18 protein-coding genes are annotated in these 12,902 nt (G+C 40.8%); 7 read left to right on the top strand and 11 right to left on the bottom strand.

Annotated elements, in window-relative coordinates; translation table 11 throughout:
* Nucleotides 1-125 precede the first annotated feature (125 nt).
* The 3 genes from Q0R52_RS26790 (at nucleotide 126) to Q0R52_RS26780 (ending at nucleotide 2,734) form a co-directional block, all read left to right on the top strand.
* Nucleotides 126-887 carry a metallophosphoesterase gene (locus Q0R52_RS26790; protein WP_295801133.1) on the top strand — a complete coding sequence of 254 codons (762 nt, stop codon included), beginning with the start codon at nucleotides 126-128 and terminating at the stop codon, nucleotides 885-887.
* 78 nt (nucleotides 888-965) lie between these two features.
* On the top strand, nucleotides 966-1,970 hold the full coding sequence (locus Q0R52_RS26785; protein ID WP_295801128.1) for a hypothetical protein: 1,005 nt from the start codon (nucleotides 966-968) through the stop codon (nucleotides 1,968-1,970).
* Nucleotides 1,964-2,734: a hypothetical protein gene (locus Q0R52_RS26780; protein WP_295801125.1), complete on the top strand. Its 771-nt coding sequence runs from the start codon at nucleotides 1,964-1,966 to the stop codon at nucleotides 2,732-2,734. The genes Q0R52_RS26785 and Q0R52_RS26780 overlap by 7 nt, the downstream gene beginning before the upstream one ends.
* 149 nt (nucleotides 2,735-2,883) lie before the next feature.
* On the opposite strand, the gene Q0R52_RS26775 is transcribed toward Q0R52_RS26780, so the two are convergent.
* The 4 genes from Q0R52_RS26775 to Q0R52_RS26760 all read right to left on the bottom strand — a co-directional run bounded on the left by Q0R52_RS26775 (nucleotide 2,884) and on the right by Q0R52_RS26760 (nucleotide 4,390).
* Nucleotides 2,884-3,072, bottom strand: a complete 189-nt coding sequence (locus Q0R52_RS26775; RefSeq protein ID WP_295801123.1) for a helix-turn-helix transcriptional regulator — start codon at nucleotides 3,070-3,072, stop codon at nucleotides 2,884-2,886.
* Between the two features lie 46 nt (nucleotides 3,073-3,118).
* Nucleotides 3,119-3,457, bottom strand: a complete 339-nt coding sequence (locus Q0R52_RS26770) for an RNA-binding protein (protein WP_295801119.1) — start codon at nucleotides 3,455-3,457, stop codon at nucleotides 3,119-3,121.
* A 143-nt stretch (nucleotides 3,458-3,600) separates the two neighbouring features.
* Complete coding sequence (locus Q0R52_RS26765; RefSeq protein WP_295801116.1) at nucleotides 3,601-4,092, bottom strand: hypothetical protein; 492 nt, start codon at nucleotides 4,090-4,092, stop codon at nucleotides 3,601-3,603.
* A 70-nt stretch (nucleotides 4,093-4,162) separates the two neighbouring features.
* Entirely contained in the window at nucleotides 4,163-4,390 is a 228-nt protein-coding gene (locus Q0R52_RS26760) for a hypothetical protein (protein ID WP_295801113.1), read from the bottom strand.
* Nucleotides 4,391-4,555: 165 nt separating this feature from the next.
* Between Q0R52_RS26760 and Q0R52_RS26755 the strand changes: the two genes are divergently transcribed.
* The 4 genes from Q0R52_RS26755 to Q0R52_RS26740 all read left to right on the top strand — a co-directional run bounded on the left by Q0R52_RS26755 (nucleotide 4,556) and on the right by Q0R52_RS26740 (nucleotide 7,798).
* Nucleotides 4,556-5,440, top strand: coding sequence for a hypothetical protein (locus Q0R52_RS26755; protein WP_295801110.1), 885 nt, complete (start codon nucleotides 4,556-4,558; stop codon nucleotides 5,438-5,440).
* A gap of 174 nt (nucleotides 5,441-5,614) precedes the next feature.
* The gene (locus Q0R52_RS26750; protein ID WP_295801106.1) at nucleotides 5,615-5,962 is read left to right on the top strand and encodes a hypothetical protein; all 348 of its coding nucleotides are present in this window, start codon (nucleotides 5,615-5,617) and stop codon (nucleotides 5,960-5,962) included.
* 26 nt (nucleotides 5,963-5,988) lie between these two features.
* Entirely contained in the window at nucleotides 5,989-6,777 is a 789-nt protein-coding gene (locus tag Q0R52_RS26745) for a hypothetical protein (protein WP_295801105.1), read from the top strand.
* A gap of 31 nt (nucleotides 6,778-6,808) precedes the next feature.
* A complete protein-coding gene (locus Q0R52_RS26740) occupies nucleotides 6,809-7,798 on the top strand; it encodes a protein-glutamine glutaminase family protein (RefSeq protein ID WP_295801101.1) in 990 nt (329 codons plus the stop codon).
* 66 nt (nucleotides 7,799-7,864) lie between these two features.
* Here Q0R52_RS26740 and Q0R52_RS26735 read toward each other — a convergent pair whose 3' ends face one another.
* The 7 genes from Q0R52_RS26735 to Q0R52_RS26710 all read right to left on the bottom strand — a co-directional run bounded on the left by Q0R52_RS26735 (nucleotide 7,865) and on the right by Q0R52_RS26710 (nucleotide 12,276).
* Entirely contained in the window at nucleotides 7,865-8,323 is a 459-nt protein-coding gene (locus Q0R52_RS26735; RefSeq protein WP_295801099.1) for a PH domain-containing protein, read from the bottom strand.
* 9 nt (nucleotides 8,324-8,332) lie between these two features.
* A complete protein-coding gene (locus tag Q0R52_RS26730; protein ID WP_295801097.1) occupies nucleotides 8,333-8,557 on the bottom strand; it encodes a hypothetical protein in 225 nt (74 codons plus the stop codon).
* Nucleotides 8,514-8,732 carry a hypothetical protein gene (locus Q0R52_RS29415; RefSeq protein ID WP_366520956.1) on the bottom strand — a complete coding sequence of 73 codons (219 nt, stop codon included), beginning with the start codon at nucleotides 8,730-8,732 and terminating at the stop codon, nucleotides 8,514-8,516. The genes Q0R52_RS26730 and Q0R52_RS29415 overlap by 44 nt, the downstream gene beginning before the upstream one ends.
* On the bottom strand, nucleotides 8,701-9,942 hold the full coding sequence (locus Q0R52_RS26725) for a family 20 glycosylhydrolase (RefSeq protein WP_295801094.1): 1,242 nt from the start codon (nucleotides 9,940-9,942) through the stop codon (nucleotides 8,701-8,703). The genes Q0R52_RS29415 and Q0R52_RS26725 overlap by 32 nt, the downstream gene beginning before the upstream one ends.
* 148 nt (nucleotides 9,943-10,090) lie before the next feature.
* A complete protein-coding gene (locus Q0R52_RS26720) occupies nucleotides 10,091-10,840 on the bottom strand; it encodes a 6-phosphogluconolactonase (RefSeq protein WP_295801091.1) in 750 nt (249 codons plus the stop codon).
* A 25-nt stretch (nucleotides 10,841-10,865) separates the two neighbouring features.
* Nucleotides 10,866-11,159, bottom strand: a complete 294-nt coding sequence (locus Q0R52_RS26715; RefSeq protein WP_295801089.1) for an amidohydrolase family protein — start codon at nucleotides 11,157-11,159, stop codon at nucleotides 10,866-10,868.
* A 22-nt stretch (nucleotides 11,160-11,181) separates the two neighbouring features.
* Entirely contained in the window at nucleotides 11,182-12,276 is a 1,095-nt protein-coding gene (locus Q0R52_RS26710; RefSeq protein ID WP_295801082.1) for a site-specific integrase, read from the bottom strand.
* Nucleotides 12,277-12,902 lie beyond the last annotated feature (626 nt).

Raw genomic sequence — 12,902 nt, 5'->3', positions numbered from 1 at the left:
ATATTTCTTAGTGAAAAATCCTATATATTGGTATTGTAAGCTGGCGATGGTACTGCAATTCCGAAGCGTTGGTTTAGCCCGCTCAAAAGATTTGTAAATTTAGCGACAGTATCAATAATTTTTTCATGCGATTACAATACGTTTCCGACCTGCATTTAGAGTTTCCTGAGAATAAGGTATTTATTAAAAACAACCCGATTGAACCGAAAGGGGATATCTTGGTATTAGCAGGAGATGTATTGCCTTTTATCCTGATCGATAAGCACAAGGACTTTTTCAATTATGTTTCAGATAATTTTGAACAGGTTTATTGGGTGCCTGGCAATCACGAGTATTACCATTTTGACGCTGCTAAAAAAAGCGGTGCTTTCTGTGAAAATATCCGTAGCAATGTAAGCCTGCTAAATAACCAGACGATTGTATTGGATTCGGTTCATTTGATATTTTCCACGCTGTGGTCAAGAATAAGCCCTGATAATTGGTGGCATATTGAAAAGAACATGAACGATTTTCGCATCATTAAATATGATGGCTACCGGTTTTCATTTGATCATTATAACCAGTTACATGCGCAGGGACTTGCCTTTGTTGAAAATGCGCTGGATACTGCTGGTGAAAGCTTAAAAAAGGTAGTGGTCAGCCATCACGTACCGACCTATCTGAATTACCCGGAGCAATATAAAGGCAGCTTGTTAAGTGACGCATTTACTGTTGAGCTATTCCCGTTAATCGAAAAAAAACAACCCGATTTCTGGATATATGGTCATCACCACATCAACACTCCTGGCTTTGAAATTGGGAAAACGCAGCTATTGACTAATCAGTTAGGTTACGTGCGTTATGGAGAACAAGCTCTATTCCAGTCTGATAAAATAATTTTATTATAAAATTATATATAATAAACTTATATTTGCACAATAAACCTAACAGGTTTATTAGATATAATTTAGTTTATTATATAAATAATGGATATTCAATTTTATATAAAAGAGGTCTTAGGCCGCGATATCGGGCTCCATCCTTTACCAAAAAACAGGATGGCACATTTGCCTGTTTATATCAACGAGGGGTACCAGTTATATCTGGGGAACCTATATAAAAAAGAACTGGTATTTGCCGAGCCAAAGGATTTAGAATACCTCAGCATCCTACAAACAGAAAAGCAGTTTGCACAGCTAAAAAAGAATTTTCCTACGATAGTGCTGCTAATGCCGCAGATCACTGCTTATAACAGGAAACGGTTGATAGACAAAGGGATTAATTTTATTGTTCCGGGAAAGCAATTGTTTTTGCCGGATCTGCTGATCGACCTGCGCGAATCGGACTTAGGTAAAAACACAAAGCGCAAAAATACTACGCTTTTGCCTTCAGCGCAATTTCTGGTCATTTATCATATTATACACCGTCACGATAAATGGAAACTGGAAGAGCATCCTTTTAAAGCTATAGCGGAAAAAACAGGCTATACCGCGATGGCGATTACTAAGGCTATTGAAAATTTGAGATACGAGGAGATTATAGATGTCACTGGGGAGAAGGAGAAATTCATACGCTTCCGTTTGGATAGCGCTGAACTATGGGGTGACCTGATGAAACGCAAGCTGCTGAACAACCCGGTACTGAAAAAGGTGTTTGTCGACGATAAACCCCATAAGCCATTTATGCTACTGGCCGGAGCTTCCGCTTTACCGGAATACAGCGATATGAACCCGAGCAGGCAATTGCATTATGCAACCGACCGAACCAGTTTTTATAACTTACAGGAGCAGGGCAGCCTGGTCAACCTGAATGAGCAGGAAGGTAAATTCGGGTTGGAAGTTTGGAAATATGATCCTAAAAAGCTCGTGGGGGAACTGCCAAATGACTTGGGTGTGGTTGATCCGTTGTCTTTATATTTAAGTTTGCAGGCAGATGCAGACGAACGTACGGAAATGGCTTTGGAACAAATTATTGCTAAATATATATGGTAAGAGGATTAGATGTTTTTAAAAAATATTTTGAGGCGTTCCCCGACAATTATGTAGTGATCGGTGGTACGGCATGCGATGTAATTATAGAAGAAGCAGGATTTATCCCAAGGGCTACAAAAGATATTGATATTATTTTGGTGGTGGAGGCATTAACACCTGCTTTTGTTACGCAATTTTGGCAATTCATACAGGATGGTAAATATGAGCGCCAAGAAAAAAGCGATGATACCCGGCAATATTACCGCTTTGTGAAACCGGAGGATACCTCCTTCCCGTTCCAGGTAGAATTATTTTCAAGGACACCTGATACCATAGATCTACAGGCGGGCGCACATTTAACGCCTATACCTGTAGACGACGATCTATCAAGCTTGTCGGCAATTCTCATGGATGACGATTATTATAACTTCATGATCGAGCATAGTACTGATGAGGATGGCCTACACCGCGCTAATACCGAAGCACTGATTTGTTTGAAAGCCAAAGCATTTTTAGAGATAGCTGAACGAATAGCGGCGGGCAGCACAGAAGACAAGAAACAGCTCAAAAAACACAAAGCAGATGTGTTCAGGTTAGCCGTTATGATGCAGGAAGGTGAAGTACATGAACTGCCCGCACCGATAAAGGAGAAATTGCAGGCGTTCATGGCTACAGCAGCGGAGGAATTGCCCGATAAAGAAATTTTTAAAGTAATGGGCTTGGGAAACATAGTTGTGAAAAACATCTATGAACGACTATTATCGGCTTTCCAGTTGGAAGGATAAAATTGTTCTAAATGTTTATCCGCATTTTGATTAAAGGGAACAGGTAGAAATAAAAATCCCCTTGCACTCGCTGCTTGGGGATTTTAACCTAAACCTTATCACAAAGCAGGCAAAGAAATGCCTGCTTATAATGGTGTAAAAATAGAGAATTAAATGGTAACATTATCTACGATGATACGCCGGAAATCTACATTCAATGCAGCTGCAAGCGCAAAAATATCATTAACAAAATAGTCTACATTACCGCATTCTATTCCGGCTATCAGATCCGCATCCAGTTGTGATAGCACGGCTAAAGCTTCGACCGACCAGCCTTTATCAGTCCTGATCTGTCTCAAATTAAGGCCGGTTTGTGCCAGTGCTTCCTATGGAGTCATCTTTATATTATTTTGAAATTCGCGGTCTTTTCTTTTTTGCCGTGATTGGGGATACGGGAACGTATACAGGTTTGGCTTTAAACACCGGCTTTGCAGCAGGTTCGGGTTTCTCATCAGCAATTCTTACTTCCAATTGCCTGTCGCCGATGGCATGACCATTTAATCCTGCAATGGCCTCGTTAGCACCCTGGTCATCCATCTGGATGAAGGCGTAGCCTTTACTTTCGCCGTTGGATTTATCGCGTATGATCGTTAATAACTTTATATCGCCATAAGGTCCGAACAGCTGTGCCAGCTGAATTTCGTCCATTTCCCGTGGGAGGCCAACAACAAATAGTTTAGTCATAGGAAGTTTGAAGGTGCAAATATAAATAATCCATTAAAATTGAAGCGGCGGCAAAACATCTTACCGGGAAATATCATAATTTGAGGATGTCAGCAGCTTCTTTTGATCCAATAAAACGGTAGGTAGGTCACCTGTAAATATTCTTACCGTATCCGGTTACTAATCTCTATCCGGAATTGCTCTTCTATTTTTTGTTCCAGTATATAATCCAGCAGATCCCCTTCCTGTTTGAAAATCTCCCCGCCAAGGTTATTTCCTGTATTTCGTTTGTCACACCTGATCGCCTCATATTCATCCTTGTCCAGGCTAACGGTGACCAGGCTGATGTAATCATACCGCGATTCCCCGTAAAGCCGGTTGGTCATTTCGTGAAACCTGTTGACAAATCCTGCATGGTAAAAATCAGCAATTTCGATAAGCAGGCTTGTAGGTGGACTCCACCTGCTTTCAAAGGATATGCGATTGTCCCGTACAACAATATCCCGAATATATTGCTTACTCTCCACAAAATCGGGCAGGTGGTAATGGTCGCTGCTTATTTGTTGCTGTTGTATCTCTGCAAATAAATTACGGATGTTTTCCAGCTTATCTTCTGCTGCGGAGAACACCACGCTGTTGGAGCACCAATTAGACATAAGCAATAATTTAGGAGAAAAAAAGCCCCGGATACAACAGGGACTTGAGAAATTAGGAAGGGTATTTTGATTAACGATTGGGCTTGCGCACCTTGTAACGCATATAGTCCTGAAAATTGCGTTCCATATTGCGGCGTTCGGCATTCTTCTTCATCCGGCGGTTAACGCCCGAAAGGAACAGCGCCCATATACCAAAACCGACTGCGTAAAGCAGAAATGGCGTTTTAGAATACAAAGCACCCATAAAGGCGCCGGTGGAAATAAAGCAGGTGAAAATTAAATAAACAAACGTTTTCATAATTAAATATACTAAAAATATTAGCTTTTTGCAAGTGTTTTATTAATAATTTACGCTAAAAAAATCGTTCCGCTTGGTAACCAAAAAAATATACAGGCTATGAAAAAATAATAGCTAAACCTTTGTATATTAGCGAGTAAATTACACTAACACCTTAACCATATCGTGAAATCTACCACAATTAAACACGCCTCGAGATTTCTTTTGGGAATCTGTGCCACTGTTTTGCTAATTTCCAGTTTTGGCTCATCTGCCTATGGTCAACAGCAGTTCCGGCACCGTTATAAATTCAAGGCTAAAAAATTTAATGCCAACAGCTCCAAAGCTCTGGTAGGTCTATACAAGGTACCTGAAACACCAAAGGGGCAGGATAAGATCGTGGGCTATGCAATTATTGCTGGCAAGGTCACACCGATCCATAAAGCGCCATACCTGCCGATTGTCATTCCTGATAACAGCAAGCTGATCAATGATGTCAAAAACATAAAACACCATTACCTATATGGACTAATCGACCGCCGGACAGACGACACGCTGTTCATCCATTTTTGGACCATTGGCCCAGCAAACGACCCGCTGAAAACAAAACCAGCCTATGTTAACAGTGATAATAATGGCGATACCTTTGCCTATTACATCGGGGACGATTGGCGGACCCTAAAGGTGCCCTTTAATTATTTCATGCTAACCGCAACGGCCATCCCTTACCGCATTGACCTGAAAACAGGTAAAACGAATGCCGATATCCTTGACCTCAATGTGGCCTGTTTCTATGTGATAGGCCGCACTAAGTTCTTTAAAAATACCGATATCGATCCGCGGAACACCTATTTCGGAATTGGCCCATTTGTCGGCCTGCTTCCCATCCCGGGCGATACCGAAGCGAGTAAGGCTTTTTCGTTTACCTGGGGAGCATCCGGACTGTATTCACTCCACGGTATTAATTTCGTAGCCTCCTTCGGAGTGGAGAAATTCCACGCTAGTCCATATATCGGCTTCGGAATTGGCTTCAACCTCGTCAATTTATTTGACCCCAGCTCTGCCTATTAAACTGAATTTGAACAGATGTAAACGAAGGATCTCCTAATTTCCCTGACCCCGACAGTCATGTGATTGAAAACTATGAGTTGACGTCGGAGCAGCAGAATTGAAGTTCAGAACAAAGAGGAAAATTTAGAAAGGTAAAAATATAGCAATAGTATTTAAAACTTAAAATAAACCATCATGACTGATCACTTAAAAAAACTAAAATGGCAATTTGTAGGTCCCATTTGCCTCTTGATTTACTTAACCGGATGTAACCCAAACAGCGATAACGGAATAGCTTTTACCAAGACAAAAAATGCAACCTTAAGCAGTGCAACCGCAAGCCACAGCGTCAAATCCTATTTCATGTCATACAATCCAAAAACAGATGGCGTGATCGTCATTACGTTAGCTGACAATTCCCAGTATACCGCATCCAAATTAGATGCATCCCAATTATCAGCACTATTGAATTTGTTAGCGAATAAAGATTTGGCGTATGATAGCGGAAACGATGTTTTCAGACTGAAGGGGGGTTCCCAATGAATACCATTAAATGTTGGATTTTCCCTGTGTTACTCGCGCTTGCCGGCTTTTTGATCATGAGTTGTGGTGAAACAAAAACATTAACCTCCGGAAATTATTTATTCAGGTATAAGGACAACCATATTGCCAATACGATAGACAGCACCATAAAAGATTCACTTTATATTTATCAGTTATCAAAGCCGCTTAAATCAAAAATTGATGACAAAACCACTTATCAGGTTATCAAAACAAATCCTACAATAAAAGACACCGTCAAGACTATAAAATTTCCACGGCCTCTGCCCGACAAGGTGAAACTTAATGGAGTGGTTTACACCCCTGAAGTCGATATTGAACCTGCAGGCAAGTATTTTCGGTCATTAACTTATTTTGATACAAAATTTGCCTTACAGGCCTTAACCATCCCCCTTAAATTCAGAAACCAGATCGGGGATGGAAGCAAATACCCAAGCCAGGTTGAAACCGGAGTTAATATTGGATTTGCGCCAACTATTAAATTCAATTATAACGTATTTAATCCCATAAAGAAGACAATGGGCAAATTGCTGAATACCTATAGCATCAACACCGGAATACTATTAAATTTAGGTTCAACTGCTTTAAAGGCCGCTACCAATGCGCCAGGCTTACCCGTAGACCGTACTTCAGCGACTTTTACTTATGGGACTTTTGTGTTATTTGGCATCAATAATATCAACTTTGGCTATGCCGTCGGACTTGACAACGTATTAGGTGACGGTCATAAGTATTGGGTGTATCAAAATAAGCTTTGGCAGGGAATCGTCATATCCCTTGACATTGTAAAGCCTTAAAATTTATCAATTCTAATTAAATTAAAAAACCATGCAAATAATAATCGTAAAACCAATCATTAAAGATGGTCAAATCCAACTCGACACAAGGCAAATAACATTTTCAGATTATTCCTTTTTAAGAAATGAACTATTTGCTGTCCGCTTAAGTTCTGCTGTTAAGAAAGAAGAATCGGTTTGCTTATTAATCGGGGAAGCTGCAGATAAAAAAATCGAAGTGTTGCAATCTGCCGGGGCTATCGTTGAATCCATCCGTAAAATGGAAGACAATTTTGTGCACGTAACCTTTTGGGATCATTCTGCCTTATTAAAACTGGAGATGACCATTGAACATGCTCAAGCCTATCTCGATCTCTTAACCCAAAGTTTACATAGCGGCGAACAAGTTTTGATGTCAGTTAAAAACGGATTAATATACAATGTCAGACCTTATGACGGGGTTGCTAATAATTGGTTCAGGGACAGCAGGCAATATTCCTTTGAGCCATCGACGTTAAAACCAGTTATCACAGAAGCGGAACTTGCTCAGATTTTCACTTACCTCGCTAATGAGGCTTGCACATTAAACCCCCTCAATATTGACTATTGTATCACATTTCAATATGTTTGGGATGGTTGTTTTGCGCGGGCACATAAAATGCGAGAAGTAATGCAAAGCCAGTTTAATGTTACCTGTCAAAAAATCTTTAATTATGGAAGCCTTGCTGTAGCGGCATACAATCATTGTGTAACCTGGGGATGGCATGTCGCGCCCGTTGTTACGGTCGTTTCTACTACGGGAATTAATGAACAATATGTTATTGATCCTTCTGTCGCAGCAATGCCATTAACGATAACACAATGGAGGAATATTCAATTAAATAGTTGCAGTGGGCATGCTACTTTATATTCGTATGATATTGTAGACGGCAAGTGCTATGGGAGAAAAAACTCATCAGGAAATTACACAAGTTTTGACGATAACTACCATTATACAAATATATGGCTGTCGGATCATCGTGATACACCAACATTCGAATGAATCAAACAAGTTGCTTAACTACCGCTACTTTTGACTGATTTTTTTAACTAAAACTATTCCTTTGCATTAGTTTAGCTCATAAATTCTGTTATGCTGCCGGGCCTCTTGTACATGTGCGCGGATTGTGTCCACCAGATCAGAATAAGGTATGCCCCGCAACCAGATCACCGGGTTTACCGGGTCTGTACTTTTCAGTTCCAGGTCCATTAAACGGAATAGCTGTAATAAAAATGGCTGCGTTAAAACATAGTCCTTCACGCGAAACAGCTCGACCTGATCGACCCGTTTAAAAAATATACCACGGGTAATACGGATAATTTCAGGACTGACCTCATACCGTATATTCCGGATATAGACAAAACGATAAAAGGCCAGCACGGTGCTGATCATGCTCAGTCCTATCAGGAAAGGAAAAAAGCGCCATGCGAAAAGCAAAAATCCAACAGCGCACAGTATCAGCGGAAATATCTTGATAAAGGCAAAAATGCCGGCAGGCCTTAACTGAATAGTTTCATTTGGTTCCATAAAGAAAAATTAAAAGTTTAAAAAGGCATCCGCCTTTAATCCGTCAAAAAAAGTGAGGTGGTCTTTGGGCAGATCGCAGCGAATGCCAAAACGAAATTTGGCGGCTTTTTCAAAAGCATGCAGGCTAAAGTTATCCTGGCTGAAAGAGAAAATCCGTGAACGGAAGCTAACCGAAATCTCATCTGTACCTTCAGCATAAACCTCCATCGGTAGCCTGCGTAAACCGGCTGCCATCTTCACGGAAGCTACGGCCACTTACCCCCAGAGGGCAACCAGCCTCCACAGAATCTGCCGGCAACACAAACACCTGCGACAGATGGCCATAGGTGATCTGAAAATCCCCATTACCCAACTGGACAAAGACTCCCAAAAAACGATCATAACCTGTAGCTATGATCCTTCCCGCCATGACAGCGAATAGCCGTAACCTTTAAGTAAAAGACTCGGATATCCGCCATTAAAACGTAGTGTTGAAACCCTTTTTTTCCTTTTTTTGGTATTATTGACCGTAGGATATTAGCCGACCATGTCGCGCTATCAATAAGCTGTCCAATAGTCATACCTACAGGAGACAACACCTTTCCCTGCACAACTTTGTATGGTGTTTTGAATAGGGCTTTCTTGAAAATAATGGCTTGTTCTGCGTTGAAGTCGTATGTTTTCCGGCAATACGAATTGATAAAATCATCAATAACCAGTGCACTTGTATCTTTTAAAGAGGTCATAAATGCGCTGGCCAGTAGTTCGAAACCACTGATGGGATAAACGTGACGGACCGGGTACAGATCGGCCAAGTCGTTATCAGCATTAAAAATTGGTGAGTAAACACCGGATGTCGACCAGGAGGTCATGATGATCCCTTCATATCCCATTAACCTGCATTCCGGAACAAAATCTTTGATATTTTTAAAATGCCTGTACCAGTCGGTCAGATAATAATCGTCCGGATCACTTCGTATAGCCGGGGCGCCCCATATCTCATAGCCGCTGTTGATGAGCTTTTCATGATCGCCGAATTTGTTCTCACTCCATCCGTAATTCCAGTCTACGAAAATGGTTTGTTTCGGAAGCTCATGGATATATTCGGGGTACTTTAAAGCCATATCTGCCCATACCAATGGCCTTTTCCCCAAGCTCACCACGATATCGCAAAGCATTTTGATGTAATCAAAGTAGACCCTTGACAATCCAACTTCTTCTGCCTCTCGCTGGCATATTTCGCAATGACCCAGTAAATGAGTTTCGTCTCCACCAATATGGATATATGGGGAGTTATGGGTCAGGATCATATCTTTGTAAAGCCGTGTAAAAAGCCTTTTATCCTGTTCCCGTTTGCTGGGACAGACTTGGGAAAAGTCTGTAGCGTCTTCCCTTATTCCAGCATATTTGTAATGTCTTAAAACATATTCGAGATGTCCAAAACTTTGCTGGAGTGGGATAACGTCAAGTTTAAGTCGGTGACAGTAGCTGATAAAGTCGACAATTTGTTTGCGGGAATATACATATCGGTTACTGATCACGGGTTCTTCGGCATAAGGATAAGTCCCCTCCCATTCCATCAGGATCGTATTAATACCATTGGCTGCAAGCTGCCCCACGAAGGTTTTTAGCACCGGCATTTTCATGGGCTGTATTCTCAGATCTATGTGAAAGCCTCGAACTTCGGACGAATCATTTGATTGCATCGTTGAGTGGTATGCGAAACTATTCAAGGTTCCCAATATGAGAGCCAAACAGATAGACGAACGTATGATGACTTTAACCATGTTAGGAATTATATGCTGAAAAGCCATCTTTGTCCAACAAAAGAACAGCTCCATGTTTTTCTCTCAGGATGGTTGAGGGATAGGCAGCGGAAACAGGTTGACGCAAGGTATGACACACGGCAGTAGCTTTCAGCCTGCCCGGGACGACGCAGGAAATGAACTGGGCCGAGGTCAAAGCAGGAATAGTTAGTGTAATAGCGAATTCCGGCACGTCACTGATTTGCCGAAAACATTTATCGTTCACCTGTTGTTGCCGGCAGGCTGTATCCAATTGAACTACCTTGACTAATTCCCTGTCATTAAAATCGGCCTGTCCGGGATCATTGAAAGCGATATGCGTGTTTTCTCCAATACCCAAACAAACAATATCGGCAGGAAATTTCAGCAGTAATTTAGCATATCTAACGCATTCTTCATTAAAATCCTGGGCAGCGCCATTGAGGAGATTTACGGATTTGAACGGACGCTTATCAAACAGCCTCGACGTTAAAAAATGACCAAATGTTTGAAGCGCTCCGTCAGGCAGTCCCAAATATTCGTCCATATGAAAAGCGTTGATCGATTCCCAAGGTATCGTATCATCTTTTACAAACTCCTCAAGAAATTCATTTTGAGACGGAGCCGCGGCAAAAATGATATTAATTTCATCTTTGTTATTTAACAGCTTTTTGATTTTGTTACCTACAAGTTGAGCAGCTTCAAGTCCTAAAGACTTTCTATCGCCGAAAACCTGGACTTTAAGGTTTTCCACATATAATTCATTGTATAGCATAATATTATTTGTTATGATGATTCGCTGAACTATACACGACTTTTCCTCCGATAATCGTTTGAAGAATATTGACGTTGTTATCAAAAATAACTAGGTCCGCATCCTTTCCTTCAACTAGTGATCCTTTTTTAGAGTCAATTCTCATAATGACAGCGGGCGTAGCAGTCATCATTTTAACAGCATCTATTAATGGAACATCGGCCAACCGGATCATATTTTTAACAAGCTGATCAGCAGTTGCAACGCTTCCGGCAAATGCGCTGCGGTCGAGTAATTTGGCAACATTATCTTCTACCAATACCTTCAGTCCATTAGTTAAACTACCAAGAACACTTTCGCCTGACGGTAGTGGCAAAAGTATGCCTGGCCAAGTGAAAGGTCAGCCACTTTTTAATTCCACACAAGTCAGCGATTTCCTTTAAATAACTGTTCATGCGTTGATTGGTAAATACAGGCAAAACAGTCGATTTAGCAACACACAATGGGTGATGCTTATATTGTTCGATAATAAATTCCGCTTCAGGAAGTAATGGAAGATGAACAGGTGTATTAGTTTTATGACGGCTGGTAAAAATCCATTTCTTTCCGTCATCACCGATCCCTATTTCGGTAGGCTTTAGCTTTTGAACATCGATGTAAGCAAGTCCGGTATAACAACAAAATATAAAAATGTCCCTGACTAGGGTTAGACGCGCTACAGCGAATTCCTTATTCTTGATAACAGCTACTTCATCTCTTGTTAAAAATGTCCTTGGGGTGGGCTTTGCGGTTGATTTATAATGCTGAAATGGGTTTTCTGTTATCCACCGGTTTCCTAAGCTTAACAAGATGATTTTCTTTAAATGCTTGACATACTTATCAGCTGAAATAGGGGTGCACTTATAATGCTTTGTCCGCAGGAATGTATCGTAGTTTTTGATAAACGGCTGATCAACTTTTCGGATACTAATATCTTCAAGCCCGTATTTAACCTCCAAAAACTCCGTCAAATGTTTTAGCGAACTTTTGAAAGTCCTGAGTGTGTTATCTGAAAAGCCGTTGCCAATCAGGCTCTCCATTTCCGTGTTATGCTCCCGGAAGATTTCCAGCAGTTTTCTTGATTGGGCATTAATACCTAAATAGGCATCCTTTACATTCCTGGCGGTTATCTCGTCACCGGTCGCAATCATGCCAGTATGGATATCCATTATTTTTGACCGAATGGTGTCCAAATGATGGTTTAGCTGTTTGGCGGCTTCCTTTGTGCCTTTCGCCCGTCTTTTTTCGAGATCCCAAAGACCGGGTTCCATTTCTCTTCCAACAGCAATTTCGGATCGCTGGCAGTCAATGGTAATTCTCAAATAAACAGGAACGGGGCCGGATTTGTAACGTTTTGGTTCTTTCAGGTAGAAGAACAGATTGAAATTGGTACTCATAATATTACTTTTTTAAGGGTGACAAAACTATGTTTGCAACCCGCTCAAATCAAGATGTTTCACTATGAAACATCTTGATTGACAGTAACTTATGTCAATTCTGGTGAGTACATTGTGTTTTTTGAAAAGAACTCCCGTATTACTCACCTTTTATACAGGAAAAGTCGGAATTTTACTCACCTTTTCAAAAAAACAAAGCCCGCAAATATTTGATTTGCAGGCTTTTAGCTGTCTTTACTACTTTTATCTGTGGTCCCGACGAGAATAACCTTGTACTCTTAACGTCTTGACTTTCAATATTTTACAGTGGCTTAAATTGGGCACTCACCGAATTACTCACCGCTTTTTTGATACAGATTAATTGCAAATTTTATAATACAAATATCGATATTTTGATAGTCTTTTCTAACAAAAGCGCAAATATTATATAATAATTTTTCGAAAACTTTCTTCCGAAATAATTAGGTTTAATTAACGTCCTTTTTACAGTCTATAAATAGTTGCATCACCCCAATCGTTGCCGAAGATCATTTTTACGCCTGTTCGCTGCCGGTCGATTTTATGCCTGCATGGGGCTCTCGACGCCAGATTATTCTTCAATTTCCCAGAAAAAATTAAACGGCATT

Origin of the sequence: Mucilaginibacter sp. (genome assembly GCF_025359345.1) — a bacterium.
Taxonomy (GTDB): domain Bacteria; phylum Bacteroidota; class Bacteroidia; order Sphingobacteriales; family Sphingobacteriaceae; genus Mucilaginibacter.
Note: the sequence above shows the minus strand (reverse complement) of the source record. Positions and strands in the feature narration are given on the sequence as shown.

Bases quoted from the DNA above. Each gene is read 5' to 3' on its own strand.
- Q0R52_RS26735 (WP_295801099.1), bottom strand. From the start codon at position 8,323: ATGGAACCAAATGAAACTATTCAGTTAAGGCCTGCCGGCATTTTTGCC.
- Q0R52_RS26770 (WP_295801119.1), bottom strand. From the start codon at position 3,457: ATGACTAAACTATTTGTTGTTGGCCTCCCACGGGAAATGGACGAAATT.
- Q0R52_RS26760 (WP_295801113.1), bottom strand. From the start codon at position 4,390: ATGAAAACGTTTGTTTATTTAATTTTCACCTGCTTTATTTCCACCGGC.
- Q0R52_RS26710 (WP_295801082.1), bottom strand. From the start codon at position 12,276: ATGAGTACCAATTTCAATCTGTTCTTCTACCTGAAAGAACCAAAACGT.
- Q0R52_RS26725 (WP_295801094.1), bottom strand. From the start codon at position 9,942: ATGCCGGTGCTAAAAACCTTCGTGGGGCAGCTTGCAGCCAATGGTATT.
- Q0R52_RS26790 (WP_295801133.1), top strand. From the start codon at position 126: ATGCGATTACAATACGTTTCCGACCTGCATTTAGAGTTTCCTGAGAAT.
- Q0R52_RS26785 (WP_295801128.1), top strand. From the start codon at position 966: ATGGATATTCAATTTTATATAAAAGAGGTCTTAGGCCGCGATATCGGG.
- Q0R52_RS26730 (WP_295801097.1), bottom strand. From the start codon at position 8,557: ATGGCAGCCGGTTTACGCAGGCTACCGATGGAGGTTTATGCTGAAGGT.
- Q0R52_RS26740 (WP_295801101.1), top strand. From the start codon at position 6,809: ATGCAAATAATAATCGTAAAACCAATCATTAAAGATGGTCAAATCCAA.
- Q0R52_RS26780 (WP_295801125.1), top strand. From the start codon at position 1,964: ATGGTAAGAGGATTAGATGTTTTTAAAAAATATTTTGAGGCGTTCCCC.
- Q0R52_RS26750 (WP_295801106.1), top strand. From the start codon at position 5,615: ATGACTGATCACTTAAAAAAACTAAAATGGCAATTTGTAGGTCCCATT.
- Q0R52_RS26765 (WP_295801116.1), bottom strand. From the start codon at position 4,092: ATGTCTAATTGGTGCTCCAACAGCGTGGTGTTCTCCGCAGCAGAAGAT.
- Q0R52_RS29415 (WP_366520956.1), bottom strand. From the start codon at position 8,732: ATGGCGGGAAGGATCATAGCTACAGGTTATGATCGTTTTTTGGGAGTC.